Raw genomic sequence first — 15,729 nt, 5'->3', positions numbered from 1 at the left:
CCATCGCACCGTCGCTAACATCAGTGCAAACACCAGTGCTTGCACCGGTGCTACCTCGCGGCACCCGTCAAACCAGGCAAGGCGGCCTTCACCGTAGGCGTACGCTCAGGCGCCATCCATACTGAGAAAGAGTTATTCTGTACCAGATAGGTCAATAAACTGAAGTGGTTCCCCCGGCTCCTGCAACAATCGCTACGCTCGATACCGTGGGGCTTGACTTTCGTGAGAAGCTGCGGACTGCCGGCGTTAGCGAGTCGGAAGGGCTCTCAGAGGCGCTAGGAAGCCCGTACAGCGCCAAAACTAAAGGTTCCGATCAGTCGGTCCACCTATATCCCCGTCGCGCTCTAAGAGGCCCTCAGGGCGCTACTAGAGGCGTAGAGCTCAAGAGGCCTGTCTGTCTGTGCTCAATCTGTTATTCAGGATGGCCCCTCAGAGCCTCTAGGACGCCCGTACAGCCCCTTGGCCACTCCAGACCGGTGCCTAGGGCCTAGGCTACGCTCTCAGGCATTGCGAAAGGAACCTGTAGCGTCTCGCCTCCCTGCTTCCACTCAAAGTCCACAGTGCCATCAATGTAATTCACACAGGCGGACGTGAACACGGTCCTGAGGCAACGGTTCACCTCTCCGGGGTGTAGAGCCTGCCCAAGAGCCTTCCGCAACGCATCGACTCGGCTAGCGACCAATGGCCCGGTTGCAGCGTCACGTAAAGCAAGAGCGGCCCTCAGTTCATCCCTCTGCGCGTCTCTCTGCCGCTCTAGATCACGGAGCTTTGCCGTTAGGGCTGGCGAGCGTGCTGCGCTCAGATTGTCCAACAGGTTGTCGATGCTGTCGTTCAAGCCATCAAGCGCCCCTTCCGCGTTGCGAACAGAGGCGTCGAGTTCTGCGGCTCCGTTGCCAGCCGGTGCCGATGCGAGGCGCTCAGGGAGCCTTGTCAGGATTGCTTCCTCCACGATGCCATAGCGAACGGAGCGATAGCTGCAGCCTGCTTTGGTCTTGGCCCTAGCGCAAACAAGGTAGCGCTCGGCTTCCTTCCCCTTCGATACCATTGTTGAGGTGCCGCCGCACCGTGGGCAGGTCGCCAAGCCTCCAAGTATGTTCCTTAGTGGGGCGTTGGCATGGCGTCCCCTGCTTGGGGCGCGTACAGTACCTAGTGTCGCTTGAACGTCTCTGAATGCTTCCGCCGATACAACGGGAGGGAAGTAGCCCGCTACGGCCTCCTTCGGCTTCCGCTGCTTCCGATCATCGGCATATTCCAGAGTGTGCGGGGTCATTGCTCCGACAACTGAGGCGTTAGTTAGTATCTTGGAGATGTAGGAACGTTGCCAATACTCTGCTTTGCCAAAGGTAGGCACGGCCTCGCTGTTGAGCATCGCTGCAATCTTGTGCTGGCCTACCCCATCGGCGCTAAGGCGAAAGATGCGCCGGACAATGTCAGCGCGTTCTTGTAGCACAATCCACCGGCCTTCCGCCTTGTCGAGCTTAAGCCAAGCTGGGGCGCGGCTGGTCAGTGGCGTCGTTGCAACCTTGGCCCTCTTGCCTGCCCATGCGGCTTGGAGCCTCCGCGACTTCGTTTCACTCTCGTCATTCGCACGGATGAATAGCATGAGGGCCATCATCAGGGCGTAGGGGTCAGCTTTCAGCGACGCCTCACTGTATGCCTTGCCGTCACTCATCGTAACAACAATGATGCCTAAATCTACAAGATCTTCAAGAACCCTGAGGGCCTTCCGAGGCTCAAGACGACTAATACGATCAAGTCCCTCCACCAGAAGGTAGGAGCCATTGTCAACACGGCCTGCTATTACTGCTTCCTTAAAGTCTCCAAGCCTTCCCGCTGCTGCATTCTTTCCGTGAAAGGCCGAAACTCCTAGGTCTTGGAACGTAAGGCTCTCGTCTAATACAAGGCCATGTCTCTGCACATATTCAGTAGTCATCGCGGTCTGCCGCCGAAAGCTATCGCCGTGCATCTGCTCAGGTGTAGAGAACCTGAGGTAGGAGTAGGCCTTAGGGGCCGCGTGTGGAGTTTGGTCCCTGCTCATATCGTAAGCCTCTAACCCCGAGTGGGTCTCAAAGCAATGACAGGAGCAAATTATGCCCCCCAGCCGCGGCAATCTCGACGGCGCGCTTGGCGGTTTCCTGGCCCTTGATTTCCGACATGTCGGGCCCGGTGCGGACCAGTGCCGCGAGGCTACGTTGCGGCGGCGACAGCAATTGCGTGCCTTTGAGATGGTTGAGCAGTGCCAGCAGGTCGGGTGCCGCCACCACATCGACGTCGCCCGCCCATGCCGCTTCGCCGCCCTGCGACGCCGGGCAGATCAGCCCCATCTCGTTCTCGGCGGCATGCAGCGCCGCGAGCAGGACTCCCGGGACCGGCGCCAACCGGCCATCGAGGCCAAGTTCGCCGACGACAAGGAACCCGTCGAGCGCATCCGACGCGATGACACCCATCGCCGCCAGCAATCCCAGCGCGATCGGAAGATCGTAATGCGAGCCCTCCTTCGGCAGGTCGGCCGGCGACAGATTGACCACCACGCGGCGCGGTGGCAGCGCCAGCCCAACGGCATCGAGCGTTGCCTGCACGCGCTCGCGGCTCTCCTTGACCGCCTTGTCGGGCAACCCGACCGTGAAGAACCCGACGGCGCCGCTGGAAATCTGCACCTGCACGTCGACCCGGCGCGCCTCCAGCCCGAGGAACGCAACCGTCCCGACATGCGCAACCATAATTCCCCTTTTTAGCCAATCCGGCTGGCCCCGGAACGACCTTAGGTGGGCAGGCCGGCGACCTCAAGCGGCTGATTGCGGCCACGATCCCGGCAAGCCGACGTCCCGTCTTGCCGCTGCCACATCGCACTCGTAGAGAGTCGACGTGAAACGCTTCCCCCTCATCAAGCGCATGATCCGAAGCGCGCCGTTCAGGATGCTGCAGCTGGTGATCGGCATTGTCCTGATGCTGGCGGCGCCGATCATCGGCATCCCGACGCCCGGCCCGCTCGGCATCTTTATTTTCGCGATCGGTTTCGGTCTGGTGCTGCGCAACTCGCGCTGGGCGCGACGACAGTATGTCCGTCACACCCGGCGCTATCCGCGGCTGCAACGCGCCGTGAATTTCGGACTGCGGCGCAAATCGAAGCGCCAACAGCCGCCGGACTCGCCGCCGCTGCCGCACGACGGAACGGCCAACCGCCAGACTTGGCGACGTCGCTCCCGCTAAAAGGCTGGAATTGACGAACTGCCCGGCCGCTCCTACATCGCTGCGGTTCGACAGGGGCGGCGCCGGCTGCTGCCTCACTGCTTCGCGCGTTAGGATTTTCATGCTCGGATTCGGCGGTATCGCCAAGCGGCTGTTTGGCTCAAGCAATGACCGTTACGTAAAGTCGCTGGGCAGCATCGTCGCGCGCATCAACGACCTCGAGCCACAGATCACGGTCTTGTCGGATGACGAGCTGCGCGGCCAGACGGCAAAACTCAAGGGCGAGCTCGCCGCCGGCAAGTCGCTCGACGACATCCTGCCCGAAGCGTTCGCGACCGTCCGCGAGGCTGCCAAGCGCGCCCTCGGTCAACGTCACTACGACACCCAGCTGGTCGGCGGCATCGTCCTCCACCGCGGTGAAATCGCCGAAATGCGCACCGGCGAGGGCAAGACGCTCGTCGCCACGCTCGCGGTTTATTTGAACGCGCTGGCAGGCAAGGGTGTCCATGTCGTCACCGTCAACGACTATCTCGCCGCGCGCGATGCCGGCTGGATGGGCCAGGTCTACAAGTTCCTCGGGCTGACCGTCGGCGTCATCATTCCCAACATCGACGATACCACCCGCCGCGAGGCCTATGCCTCCGACATCACCTACGGCACCAACAACGAATTCGGTTTCGACTATCTCCGCGACAACATGAAATACAGCCGCGAGCAGATGGTCCAGCGGCCGTTCGCCTATGCCGTCGTCGATGAAGTCGATTCGGTGCTGATCGATGAAGCCCGCACGCCGCTGATCATTTCCGGTCCGACCGATGACAAGTCGGAAATGTACATGATCGTCGACGAGATGGTGAAGACCCTCGAGCCGGTCGATTACGAAGTCGATGAAAAGCAGAAATCGGTCATTCTCACCGAGGACGGCACCGAGAAGGCCGAGCGCGCACTCGCCGCTGCCGGCATCCTCGAGGGCGAAAACCTCTACGATTTCGAGAACACCCAGGCCGTCCACCACCTCAATCAGGCCCTGCGCGCCAACGTCATCTATCGCCGCGACACCGATTACATCGTCCGCAACGACAAGGTGATCATCATCGATGAATTCACCGGCCGCATGATGGACGGCCGCCGCTGGTCCGATGGACTGCACCAGGCCGTCGAGGCCAAGGAGGGTGTCCAGATCCAGCCCGAGAACCAGACTCTCGCCTCGATCACCTTCCAGAACTATTTCCGCATGTATCCGAAACTCGGCGGCATGACCGGCACGGCCGCCACCGAGGCGGCGGAATTCTTCGACATCTACAAGCTCAACGTCGTCGAGATCCCGACCAACAAGCCGGTCCTGCGCGAAGACGTCGACGACGAATTTTACAAGGACGCCGATCAGAAGTTCAAGGCGATCGTCAAGACCATCCGCGAATCATCGGCGCGCAACCAGCCGATCCTCGTCGGCACCGTGTCGATTGAAAAGAGCGAGATGCTCAGCGAGTTCCTGAAGAAGGAAAACGTCAAGCACGTCGTGCTCAACGCCCGCTTCCACGAGCAGGAAGCCCATATTGTCGAACAGGCCGGGCGTCTGGGTGCCGTCACCATCGCCACCAACATGGCTGGCCGCGGCACCGACATCCAGCTTGGGGGCAATTTCGACGCGCGCGTCGAACGCGAGCTGTCCGAACTCGCCCCCGGCCCGCTGCGCGACGCCGCGATCGCGCGCATCAAGCAGGAAGTCGAAACCGAACGCGACGCTGTCCGGGCCGCCGGCGGGCTTTTCGTGCTTGGTACCGAGCGCCACGAAAGCCGCCGCATCGACAACCAGCTCCGTGGTCGCTCGGGGCGCCAGGGCGATCCCGGCTTCAGCCGTTTCTACCTGTCGCTCGACGACGATTTGCTGCGCATCTTCGGCCAGCAATCGATGCTCAGCCGCATGATGAACAACGGCCTCGAGGAGGGCGAAGCGATCGTCCACCCGTGGATCTCGAAAGCCATCGAGACAGCGCAGAAAAAGGTCGAGGCGCGCAACTACGACGTCCGCAAGCAGTTGCTGCAGTACGATGACGTCATGAACGACCAGCGCAAGGTCGTTTACGAACAGCGCGCCGACATCATGGATTCCGAAGCCGTCGGCGACGTTGTCATCGACATGCGCCACGAGACGATCAACGCACTCGTCGGCACCAATTGCCCGCCGAACTCCTATCCCGAGCAATGGGACATCGAGGCGCTCGACACCGCCGTCCGCGAGACGCTGGCGCTCGACCTGCCGGTCACCGACTGGCCGAAGGAAGCCGCCATCGACCCGGAGATCGTCACCGATCGCCTGATCGAAGCGTCCGATTCGATGATGGCCGCCAAGGCTGCCGACCTGCCGGCCGAAAACTGGATCGAGATCGAAAAGAACTTCCTGCTCCAGGCGCTCGACCATCACTGGAAGGAGCATCTGGCGACGCTCGATGCGCTGCGCCAGGTCATCCACCTGCGCGCTTATGCGCAGAAGACGCCGCTCAACGAATACAAGTCCGAAGCCTTTGCGCTGTTCGAGCGCATGCTGGTCATCGTCCGCGAGGACGTCACCCGCATGTTGTCGAACGCGCGTTTCCAGATGGAAGCGCCGGCGATCAGCCAGCCTGCCATGCCCGGCTTCAATGCGCCCGGCTTCGTGACGACCCATATCGACCCGTTCACCGGCGAAAACGACGCTTTCGGCTCACGCGGCAACTTCGCCTCGGATGCCTTCGGCGCGCTGCCGGCGGGTGCGCTCAGCGGTGCGCTGGCGGCAACCGCTGAACTCACCGAAGTCGATCCCGATGATCTCGCCGAATGGCACCGCGTCGTCTCGCGCAACGCCATGTGCCCGTGCGGCAGCGGCAAGAAGTTCAAGCACTGCCACGGCGCCTACTAGGCCGCGTTATTCGGCCTTGCGCAGCAACGTCCGGTTGCGAAAGGCCCAAGTCGCGGTGCCCTTGGGCTGCACGTCCTTGGTCGCCGTCAACAGCAAGCCGTCGCGCACTTCAGTAACCCGCAGCCGCGCCGGCTTGTCGTCGTCACTGCCGTCGGCTTCGGCGACGATCGTCCAGTGAGCAGCGTCGACATAGGCGGTAACCGCCAGCGTCTCGGTCTCGATCTCGACCGAATTGCCCTTGCGCAGCGTCGCCGACGACACTGTGCCGGCCTTGCTGTCGTGCAGGCTGGCGGTGGTGATGAACACCGCTCCTACCCTGGGACCATCGTCGAACTCGGAAATCCGCAGCACCGTGACGCCATCGGGCAGGGCGCGGATCTCGGTCTTCACCGCGATCTCGGACATCTTGTCGGTCTGGTAATCGCGATAGCCCAGCGACCCCGTCCAGCGTCCTGCCAGTCCGGCATGGAGCGCCGCCGCATCGGGCACCGGACCCGCCGCGATCAACGTCATCATCGACGCCGCCAACATGAAGACCTTCATCGCTACCTCCTCGACTGCGCCCTGTGACGCTACCCGCGAATCCCATTGACCCGTTCTCGCCGCGCGACTATAGGGCCGGCTCCGCTAATGGACCTAGCCAGCTTGGCCATGCGTGGAAGAGAAACAACAAGCTGCGCCGCGCTCGTCAGGCTCCGTAAAGGACGCCGAACGGACTTATGCCATGAGTGATCATGGGCGGAGCAGGCTTGGAGTAGGTTACCCGCCATTCTGGCCGGGCGACCGAACAGCAGGATGACAATTACACGATGCCAACGATTAACCAGTTGATCCGCAAGGGTCGCGAGCCCCAGAAGGCCCGCAACAAGGTGCCGGCCATGGAGGCCTGCCCACAGAAGCGTGGTGTTTGCACCCGCGTCTACACGACGACCCCGAAGAAGCCGAACTCGGCACTTCGCAAGGTTGCCAAGATCCGTCTTACCAATGGCTTCGAAGTCATCGGCTATATCCCTGGTGAAGGCCATAACCTTCAGGAGCACTCCGTGGTCCTGATTCGCGGCGGCCGCGTCAAGGATCTTCCCGGTGTGCGTTACCACGTTCTGCGCGGCGTTCTCGATACCCAGGGTGTCAAGAACCGCAAGCAGAGCCGGTCGAAGTACGGCGCCAAGCGTCCTAAGTGACCGAGCGCAGCGTAGAGTCATCCCGGGCTCGACCCGGGATCCAGGATCTGAGGAACTAGAATGGCCCGTCGTCGTCGCCCAGAAAAGCGTGAAATCCTGCCCGATCCCCGTTTCGGTGATGTGGTGCTCAGCAAGTTCATGAACCTCGTCATGTACGAAGGTAAGAAATCCGTTGCCGAATCGATCGTCTATTCGGCGCTCGAAACCATCGAGGCCAAAAGCCGCCGCGAACCCGTCGGCGTCTTCCACGATGCGCTCGCCAACGTTCGTCCCGGTATCGAAGTCCGTTCGCGCCGCGTCGGTGGTGCCACCTATCAGGTGCCTGTCGAAGTGCGCCCGGAACGGTCCCAGGCCCTCGCCATTCGCTGGCTGATCGGTGCCGCGCGCAAGCGCAGCGAGCACACGATGGCACAGCGCCTGTCGGGCGAACTCCTCGATGCCGCCAACAACCGCGGCGCCGCCGTCAAGAAGCGTGAAGATTCGCACCGGATGGCCGAAGCCAACCGTGCCTTCTCGCATTATCGCTGGTAGGCTGAAGGCACTCCGCTGGTAACAGCGGCGACTAAATGGGGGCGCCGCTTCGAAGCGGCGCCCCTGACCTCTCGCTGGTAGAAGAATCATGGCTCGCACAACCCCGCTCAATATGTACCGCAACATCGGGATCATGGCGCATATCGACGCCGGGAAGACGACGACCACCGAGCGGATTCTCTATTACACCGGCAAGTCCTACAAGATCGGCGAAGTGCACGAAGGCACCGCCACGATGGACTGGATGGAGCAGGAGCAGGAGCGCGGCATCACGATCACGTCCGCCGCGACGACCTGCTACTGGAACGATCACCGCATCAACATCATCGACACCCCGGGCCACGTCGACTTCACCATCGAAGTCGAACGCTCGCTGCGCGTCCTCGATGGTGCCGTTGCCTGTTTCGATGGCGTTGCCGGCGTCGAGCCGCAGTCCGAGACCGTCTGGCGCCAGGCCGACAAGTACAAAGTGCCGCGCATGTGCTTCATCAACAAGCTCGATCGCACCGGTGCCAACTTCATCCGCTGCGTCGAGATGATCAAGGACCGCCTCGGCGCCCGCCCGGCCGTGCTATACTTGCCGATCGGCCTCGAAGGTGACTTTATCGGCCTCGTCGATCTCGTCGAGAACCGCGCCATCGTCTGGCTCGAGGAATCGCTCGGCGCCAAGTTCGAATACAAGGACATTCCGGACCATCTCAAGGATGCCGCCGCCGTGGCGCGCTCCGAGCTGATCGAAATGGCCGTCGAGCAGGACGACGCACTGATGGAATCATACCTCGAAGGCACCGAGCCGACGACGGCCGAACTGAAGGCGCTGATCCGCAAGGGCACGCTGGCGTTCGCATTCGTCCCCGTGCTCTGCGGCTCGGCGTTCAAGAACAAGGGCGTCCAGCCTTTGCTCGACGCCGTTGTCGACTATCTGCCGAGCCCGCTCGACATTCCGCCGATGCACGGCATCAACTTGAAGGACGAGGACGAGATCCGCGAAGCGTCGGATGACGCGCCGTTCTCGGCCCTCGCGTTCAAGATCATGACCGATCCGTTCGTCGGCACGCTCACCTTCGCCCGCATCTATTCGGGCAAGATGGAAGCCGCCTCGACCGTGCTCAACTCGGTCAAGGACAAGCGCGAGAAGATCGGCCGCATGCTGCTCATGCATGCGAACAACCGGGAAGACATCAAGGAAGCCTTTGCCGGCGACATCGTCGCCCTCGTGGGTCTCAAGGACGTCACCACCGGCGACACGCTGTGCGCGCCGCTGAAGCCGATTATTCTTGAGCGCATGGAGTTCCCGGAGCCCGTCATCGAAGTCGCCGTGGAGCCAAAGACCAAGGCCGACCAGGAAAAGATGGGCATCGCGCTCAACCGCCTTGCCCAGGAAGATCCATCGTTCCGTGTCACCTCGGACCAGGAAAGCGGCCAGACCATCATCAAGGGCATGGGCGAGCTTCATCTCGAGATTCTCGTCGATCGCATGCGCCGCGAATTCAAGGTCGAAGCCAACGTCGGCGCGCCGCAGGTGGCCTACCGCGAATCGCTCGCCCGCAAGGTCGACGTCGATTACACCCATAAAAAGCAGTCGGGCGGCTCCGGCCAGTTCGGCCGCATCAAGTTCTCGGTCGAACCCGGCGAACGTGGCTCGGGCATCATCTTCCTCGACGAAGTCAAGGGCGGTAACATTCCCAAGGAATACATCCCGTCGGTCGAGAAGGGTATCCGCGAGGTCGCTGCCTCAGGCAGCCTGATCGGCTTCCCGATCATCGATTTCACCGCGCGGCTGTATGATGGCGCCTATCATGACGTCGATTCGTCGGCGCTGGCGTTCGAAATCACCGGTCGCGGCGGCATGCGTGAAGCAGCCACCAAGGCCGGCATCAAGCTGCTCGAGCCCGTGATGAAGGTCGAAGTCGTCACTCCGGAAGATTATCTGGGCGACGTCATCGGCGATCTCAACTCGCGCCGCGGCCAGATCCAGGGCACCGACACGCGCGGCAATGCCCAGGTCATCGAAGCTCAGGTGCCGCTCGCCAACATGTTCGGCTACGTCAACCAGCTGCGCTCGATGAGCCAGGGCCGGGCACAGTACAGCATGCAATTCAGCCATTATGACGAAGTGCCGTCGAACGTGGCAGAGGAGCTCAAGCTTAAACTGGCTTGATTTATTCCTGACGACCGCTAGTCAGCGCCCCTTCCGGTGGCGCTGATTCGGCCTATCGCGATCACTGACGAACGAAACAGATTTCACCAGAAAGAGGTTACGGCCATGGGTAAGGCAAAATTCGAGCGGAACAAGCCGCACTGCAACATCGGCACCATCGGTCACGTCGACCATGGCAAGACCTCGTTGACGGCTGCCATCACCAAGGTGCTCGCCGAAACCGGCGGCGCCACGTACACCAGCTACGCCAACATCGACAAGGCTCCCGAGGAGCGCGAGCGCGGCATCACCATTTCGACCGCACACGTCGAATATGAAACCGCTGCCCGTCACTACGCCCATGTCGATTGCCCAGGCCACGCCGATTATGTGAAGAACATGATCACCGGTGCCGCGCAGATGGATGGCGCGATCCTCGTCGTGTCGGCAACCGATGGCCCGATGCCACAGACCCGCGAGCACATCCTGCTCGCCAAGCAGGTCGGCGTCCCAGCCATGGTCGTCTTCATGAACAAGGTCGACCTCGTCGACGATGCCGAAATCCTCGAGCTCGTCGAAATGGAAATCCGCGAACTTCTTTCGAAGTATGATTTCCCAGGCGACGACATTCCGATCACCCAAGGTTCGGCTGTCTGTGCCCTCGATGGCAAGCGCGACGATATCGGTCATGACGCCGTCCTGGCGCTGATGAAGACCGTCGACGAATACATCCCGCAGCCAGAGCGTGCGCTCGATCGTCCGTTCCTGATGCCGATCGAGGACGTTTTCTCGATTTCGGGTCGCGGTACGGTCGTCACCGGCCGCGTCGAATCGGGTATCGTCAAGGTTGGCGAGGAAATCGAGATCGTCGGTATCCACGATACCCGCAAGTCGGTCTGCACCGGCGTTGAAATGTTCCGCAAGCTGCTCGACCAGGGCCAGGCGGGCGACAACATCGGCGCGCTGCTTCGCGGCGTTGGCCGTGAAGACGTCGAGCGTGGCCAGGTTCTCTGCAAGCCCGGCTCGATCAAGCCACACACCGAGTTCTCGGCCGAGGTCTATGTGCTGTCGAAGGACGAGGGCGGCCGTCACACGCCATTCTTCGCCAACTACCGCCCACAGTTCTACTTCCGCACCACGGACGTCACCGGCACCGTCGAGCTGCCCGAAGGCACCGAGATGGTCATGCCGGGCGACAACGTCCAGCTGAAGGTCAAGCTGATCGCTCCGATCGCCATGGATCCAGGCCTGCGCTTCGCGATTCGCGAAGGCGGCCGTACCGTTGGTGCCGGCGTGGTTGCAACGATCATCAAGTAAGGCTATAGGGCCGCTTCCTTCGGGACGCGGCCCGATTCGCCTGGGTTGCCGAATTAACGAAGTCACCGTTTTTCAGACCGGTGCATCCCGTCCGCGGGTAGTGCTGGTCTTGAGCCTTTTGAATAGAGTGTCATGGAAACGCAGAACATCCGCATCCGCCTGAAGGCGTTCGACCACCGGGTCCTCGACCTGGCCACGGGCGAGATCGCTGACACGGCCAAGCGCACCGGTGCTGCTATTCGTGGCCCGATCCCGTTGCCGACGCGTTTCGAAAAGTTCACCGTGAACCGCTCGCCGCACGTCGACAAGAAGAGCCGCGAACAGTTCGAAGTCCGGACCTACAAGCGTCTCCTCGACATCGTTGATCCTACGCCCCAGACGGTGGACGCGCTCATGAAGCTCGACCTGGCCGCTGGTGTCGATGTGGAAATCAAGCTCGGTAAATAATACTCGGGCAAAATACGCGGAGCGAATTTTGCAAGGGTCACGCCCACGATCAAGTGGGCCTCTGATGGAAAGGAATTGGTCATGCGCACAGGCGTGATCGCGAAGAAGATGGGAATGACGCGGGTATTCCGCGATGATGGCCGGCACGTTCCGGTCACCGTTCTCGCTCTCGAGAATAACCAGGTCATCTCGGTCCGCACCGCGGACAACGACGGTTACGTCGCTGTCCAGCTCGGTGCCGGCACGAAGAAGGCCAAGAACACCACCAAGCCGGAGCGCGGCCATTTCGGCAAAGCCGAAGTCGAGCCAAAAGCCAAGGTCGCCGAATTCCGCGTGTCGGAAGACGCGCTGCTGGAAACCGGCGCCACCATCTCTGCCGACCATTTTGTCCCCGGCCAGCTCGTCGACGTCACTGGCGTCACGCAGGGCAAGGGCTTCCAGGGCGGCATGAAGCGCTGGAACTTCGGCGGTTTGCGCGCCACCCACGGCGTCTCGGTCTCCCATCGCTCGCTCGGTTCAACCGGTCAGCGCCAGGATCCAGGCAAGGTCTTCAAAGGCAAGAAGATGGCCGGTCACATGGGTGACAAGCAGCGCACCCAGCAGAACCTCGAAATCGTTTCGACCGACATCGAGCGCGGTCTTCTTTTCGTCCACGGCTCGGTGCCGGGTTCGAAGGGTGGCTGGTTGCTGATCAAGGATGCAGTCAAGGTCGCGCGTCACGCCGATGCGCCTTATCCTGCGTCGTTGAAGACGGCAGCAAACGATGCCGGCAGCGATGCCGCAAACGATGCAGCGCCCGTCGAAGTGGCCGATGCCGCTTCGACCGATGTTGCCGCCGAAAACACGGAGGCCTGAGGCACATGAAAATTCAGGTCAAAACCCTGGCCGCGGCAGACGCCGGCGAAATCGAACTTTCGGATGCCGTTTTCGGCAAGGAACCGCGGCTCGACATTCTCCACCGCGTCGTCACCTGGCAGCTCGAAAAGCGTCGCGGCACGGCCCGCGGTGCCCGCGAGCGGTCGGACGTCCAGCGCACCGGCAAGAAGCTCGGTAACCAGAAGGGCGGCGGCGTCGCTCGTCACGGTAACCGCGCAGCTCCCCAGTTCACCGGCGGCGGCAAGGCCCACGGACCTCGCGTTCGTGATTTCAACCCCGGTCTCAACAAGAAGATCCGCACCCTCGGCCTCGCCACCGCTCTGTCGGTCAAGGCGTCCGAAGGCAAGCTGATGATCATCGAGGACTTTGCCCTTACCGAGGCCAAGACCAAGTCGATGATCGCCATCCTTGCCGGCTTGGGTGTCACCAACGGCCTGTTCATCGACGGCACCGAGGTCAACCTCGATTTCCGCATGGCGTCGGCCAATGTTCCACACATCGACGTGCTCCCCGCGATGGGCGCCAACGTCTATGACATTCTCAACCACGACACGCTGGTCCTGACCCGCGCTGCCGTCACGGCGCTGGAGGCGCGGGTCAATGGCTAAGCCGCAAACCAAGCCGATCGACCTGAAGCACTACGACATCGTGGTGAAGCCGGTGATCACCGAAAAATCCACCCTCGTCAGCGAATACAACCAGGTTGTGTTCAAGGTCGCCAACTCGGCTTCGAAGCCCGAGATCAAGGCCGCTGTCGAAGCGCTGTTCAGCGTCAAGGTGCTGAGCGTCAACACCCTCATCCAAAAGGGCAAGACCAAGCGCTGGAAGGGCAAGGAATACCGCCGCTCCGACGAAAAGAAGGCCATCGTCACGCTCGCCGACGGCGACCGTATCGATGTGACCACGGGGATCTGATCCGATGGCATTGAAGCATTATAATCCGACGAGCCCGGGCCGCCGCGGCCTGGTCCTCGTCGATCGTTCGGGCCTGTTCAAGGGTCGTCCCGTCAAGTCGCTGACCGAAGGTCTGCGCAAGTCGGGTGGCCGCAACAACATGGGTCATGCAACGGCCCGCGGCATCGCCGGCGGTCACAAGCAGCTCTATCGCATCGTCGATTTCAAGCGTCGCACCTGGGACGTCACGGCAACCGTCGAGCGCCTGGAATACGATCCTAACCGTTCGGCGTTCATCGCGCTCGTCACTTATCCGGACGGCAAGCAGACCTACATCATCGCGCCGCAGCGCCTCGCCGTCGGCGATGTCGTCACGGCCGGCAAGAAGGTCGACGTGAAGCCCGGCAATGCCATGGAAATCGGCTCGACCCCGGTCGGCACGATCGTCCACAACGTCGAACTGAAGCCAGGCAAGGGCGGGCAACTTGCGCGCGCCGCCGGCACGTTCGTCCAGGTGGTCGGCCGCGACAAGGGCATGGTCATCATCCGCCTCAACTCGGGTGAGCAGCGTTACGTGCGTTCGGATTGCATGGCCACCGTCGGTGCCGTGTCGAACCCGGACAACAGCAATCAGAACCTCGGCAAGGCCGGTCGTAACCGCTGGCTCGGCCATCGTCCGCTGACCCGCGGCGTCGCCAAGAACCCGGTCGACCATCCGCACGGCGGTGGTGAAGGCCGGACCTCGGGCGGTCGCCATCCGGTGACCCCATGGGGCAAGCCAACGAAGGGCGCCAAGACGCGTTCGAACAAGTCGACCGATCGGATGATCATCCGTTCGCGTCACGCCAAGAAGAAGAGGTAAGGCCAGATGAGCCGTTCCGTCTGGAAAGGTCCCTTCGTGGATCTGAACGTCCTGAAGAAGGCCGAAACAGCGCAGGCTGGCGGCGGTGGACGGGGTCCGATCAAGACCTGGTCGCGCCGTTCGACGATCCTGCCGCAGTTTGTTGGCCTTACCTTCAATGTCTATAATGGCAAGAAGTTCATCCCTGTCTCGGTCAACGAAGACATGGTGGGCATGAAGCTTGGTGAATTTGCGCCGACGCGCAACTTCCCCGGCCACGCTGCCGACAAGAAGGGCAAGCGCTGATGTCGAAGCCTAAATCCCCCCGCAAGGTCGGTGACCGTGAGGCGCTTGCTGTTGCAACCTCGATCCGTGGCTCGGCCTACAAGCTGAACCTCGTTGCCGGGCTCATCCGTGGCCGCAAGGTCGGTGACGCGCTCAACATCCTGACCTTCTCCAAGAAGGCCATGGCGATCGACGTTCGCAAGGTTCTCGCTTCGGCGGTCGCCAATGCCGAAAACAATCACAACCTCGATGTCGATGCTCTCGTCGTCAAGGAAGCCAGCGTCGGTAAGGCGTTGGTGATGAAGCGCTTCACGCCCCGCGCTCGTGGTCGTGCCGCGCGCATCGAAAAGCCATTCAGCCGCCTGCGTGTGGTCGTTCGCGAACTCGGCGACGACAGCGACAGCGCCGTTGGGAGTGATGCATAATGGGTCATAAAACCTCCCCGATCGGTCTGCGCCTGCAGATCAACCGTACCTGGGACAGCCGCTGGTTCGCCTCGGGTGACGATTACGGTCGTTTGCTTCTCGAAGATCTTCGCATCCGCGAATTCATCGTCAAGAACCACGCCCAGGCCGCGATCTCCAAGGTCGTCATCGAGCGTCCTGCCAAGCTTTGCCGCGTGTCGATCTATGCCGCCCGTCCAGGCGTCATCATCGGCAAAAAGGGTGCGGACATCGAGAAGCTGCGCAAGCAGATCGCTTCGATGACCCGTTCCGACGTGTCGCTGAACATCGTCGAGATCCGCAAGCCGGAAGTCGATTCCAAGCTTGTCGCCCAGGGCGTCGCCGACCAGCTCGAGCGCCGTATCGCCTTCCGCCGCGCCATGAAGCGTGCGGTCCAGTCGGCGTTGCGTCTCGGTGCCGAAGGCATCAAGATCACCTGCTCGGGTCGTCTCGGCGGCGCCGAAATCGCGCGCACCGAATGGTACCGCGAAGGCCGCGTGCCATTGCACACGCTGCGCGGCAACGTCGATTACGCCGAAGCCCAGGCCCACACCGCCTATGGCGTCTGCGGGATCAAGGTTTGGATCTTCAAGGGTGAAATCCTTGGCCACGACCCGATGGCGCAGGACCGTCTGATGATGGAATCGCAGACCTCCGGCGTGCGTCCGGCTCGCTAAGGGATATAG

The 15,729-nt window shown here is 61.8% G+C and carries 16 protein-coding genes and 1 pseudogene; 14 read left to right on the top strand and 3 right to left on the bottom strand.

Annotated features, from left to right (window positions below; genetic code table 11):
- Positions 1 to 487: 487 nt before the first annotated feature.
- On the bottom strand, positions 488 to 2,038 hold the full coding sequence (locus tag IEW98_RS12795) for a recombinase family protein (RefSeq protein WP_188763343.1): 1,551 nt from the start codon (positions 2,036 to 2,038) through the stop codon (positions 488 to 490).
- A gap of 40 nt (positions 2,039 to 2,078) precedes the next feature.
- Positions 2,079 to 2,720: pseudogene (locus IEW98_RS12790) on the bottom strand (magnesium chelatase domain-containing protein); the annotation flags it as partial.
- A gap of 145 nt (positions 2,721 to 2,865) precedes the next feature.
- On the opposite strand from IEW98_RS12790, the gene IEW98_RS12785 reads away from it, so the two are divergent.
- Together IEW98_RS12785 and secA are read left to right on the top strand one after the other, a co-directional pair.
- Positions 2,866 to 3,210 (top strand): hypothetical protein, encoded by a 345-nt coding sequence (locus IEW98_RS12785; protein WP_188763341.1) that lies wholly within the window; start codon positions 2,866 to 2,868, stop codon positions 3,208 to 3,210.
- A 100-nt stretch (positions 3,211 to 3,310) separates the two neighbouring features.
- Positions 3,311 to 6,088, top strand: a complete 2,778-nt coding sequence (gene secA / locus IEW98_RS12780; RefSeq protein ID WP_188763340.1) for a preprotein translocase subunit SecA — start codon at positions 3,311 to 3,313, stop codon at positions 6,086 to 6,088.
- A gap of 6 nt (positions 6,089 to 6,094) precedes the next feature.
- On the opposite strand, the gene IEW98_RS12775 is transcribed toward secA, so the two are convergent.
- Positions 6,095 to 6,631 carry a hypothetical protein gene (locus tag IEW98_RS12775; protein WP_188763339.1) on the bottom strand — a complete coding sequence of 179 codons (537 nt, stop codon included), beginning with the start codon at positions 6,629 to 6,631 and terminating at the stop codon, positions 6,095 to 6,097.
- 266 nt (positions 6,632 to 6,897) lie between these two features.
- On the opposite strand from IEW98_RS12775, the gene rpsL reads away from it, so the two are divergent.
- From rpsL to rpsC, 12 genes are all read left to right on the top strand, one after another.
- A complete protein-coding gene (gene rpsL, locus IEW98_RS12770; RefSeq protein ID WP_152577498.1) occupies positions 6,898 to 7,269 on the top strand; it encodes a 30S ribosomal protein S12 in 372 nt (123 codons plus the stop codon).
- Between the two features lie 60 nt (positions 7,270 to 7,329).
- Positions 7,330 to 7,800 (top strand): 30S ribosomal protein S7, encoded by a 471-nt coding sequence (rpsG, locus tag IEW98_RS12765; protein WP_188763338.1) that lies wholly within the window; start codon positions 7,330 to 7,332, stop codon positions 7,798 to 7,800.
- An 88-nt stretch (positions 7,801 to 7,888) separates the two neighbouring features.
- The gene (gene fusA / locus IEW98_RS12760) at positions 7,889 to 9,961 is read left to right on the top strand and encodes an elongation factor G (protein ID WP_188763337.1); all 2,073 of its coding nucleotides are present in this window, start codon (positions 7,889 to 7,891) and stop codon (positions 9,959 to 9,961) included.
- 105 nt (positions 9,962 to 10,066) lie between these two features.
- A complete protein-coding gene (tuf, locus tag IEW98_RS12755; RefSeq protein WP_188763336.1) occupies positions 10,067 to 11,257 on the top strand; it encodes an elongation factor Tu in 1,191 nt (396 codons plus the stop codon).
- A gap of 132 nt (positions 11,258 to 11,389) precedes the next feature.
- The gene (rpsJ, locus tag IEW98_RS12750) at positions 11,390 to 11,704 is read left to right on the top strand and encodes a 30S ribosomal protein S10 (protein ID WP_188763335.1); all 315 of its coding nucleotides are present in this window, start codon (positions 11,390 to 11,392) and stop codon (positions 11,702 to 11,704) included.
- An 81-nt stretch (positions 11,705 to 11,785) separates the two neighbouring features.
- Positions 11,786 to 12,559 carry a 50S ribosomal protein L3 gene (gene rplC / locus IEW98_RS12745; RefSeq protein ID WP_188763334.1) on the top strand — a complete coding sequence of 258 codons (774 nt, stop codon included), beginning with the start codon at positions 11,786 to 11,788 and terminating at the stop codon, positions 12,557 to 12,559.
- Positions 12,560 to 12,564: 5 nt separating this feature from the next.
- Positions 12,565 to 13,188 (top strand): 50S ribosomal protein L4, encoded by a 624-nt coding sequence (rplD, locus tag IEW98_RS12740; RefSeq protein ID WP_188763333.1) that lies wholly within the window; start codon positions 12,565 to 12,567, stop codon positions 13,186 to 13,188.
- Positions 13,181 to 13,495: a 50S ribosomal protein L23 gene (locus IEW98_RS12735; protein ID WP_188763332.1), complete on the top strand. Its 315-nt coding sequence runs from the start codon at positions 13,181 to 13,183 to the stop codon at positions 13,493 to 13,495. The genes rplD and IEW98_RS12735 overlap by 8 nt, the downstream gene beginning before the upstream one ends.
- A gap of 4 nt (positions 13,496 to 13,499) precedes the next feature.
- Positions 13,500 to 14,336, top strand: coding sequence for a 50S ribosomal protein L2 (rplB, locus tag IEW98_RS12730; RefSeq protein WP_188763331.1), 837 nt, complete (start codon positions 13,500 to 13,502; stop codon positions 14,334 to 14,336).
- A gap of 6 nt (positions 14,337 to 14,342) precedes the next feature.
- Positions 14,343 to 14,621, top strand: coding sequence for a 30S ribosomal protein S19 (gene rpsS / locus IEW98_RS12725; RefSeq protein ID WP_188763330.1), 279 nt, complete (start codon positions 14,343 to 14,345; stop codon positions 14,619 to 14,621).
- Positions 14,621 to 15,025: a 50S ribosomal protein L22 gene (rplV, locus tag IEW98_RS12720; RefSeq protein ID WP_188763329.1), complete on the top strand. Its 405-nt coding sequence runs from the start codon at positions 14,621 to 14,623 to the stop codon at positions 15,023 to 15,025. The genes rpsS and rplV overlap by 1 nt, the downstream gene beginning before the upstream one ends.
- Complete coding sequence (gene rpsC, locus IEW98_RS12715; RefSeq protein ID WP_188763328.1) at positions 15,025 to 15,720, top strand: 30S ribosomal protein S3; 696 nt, start codon at positions 15,025 to 15,027, stop codon at positions 15,718 to 15,720. The genes rplV and rpsC overlap by 1 nt, the downstream gene beginning before the upstream one ends.
- The last annotated feature ends 9 nt before the right edge of the window (positions 15,721 to 15,729 follow it).

The organism is Sandarakinorhabdus glacialis, assembly GCF_014643455.1.
GTDB classification, from domain to species: domain Bacteria; phylum Pseudomonadota; class Alphaproteobacteria; order Sphingomonadales; family Sphingomonadaceae; genus Sandarakinorhabdus; species Sandarakinorhabdus glacialis.
Note: the sequence above shows the minus strand (reverse complement) of the source record. Positions and strands in the feature narration are given on the sequence as shown.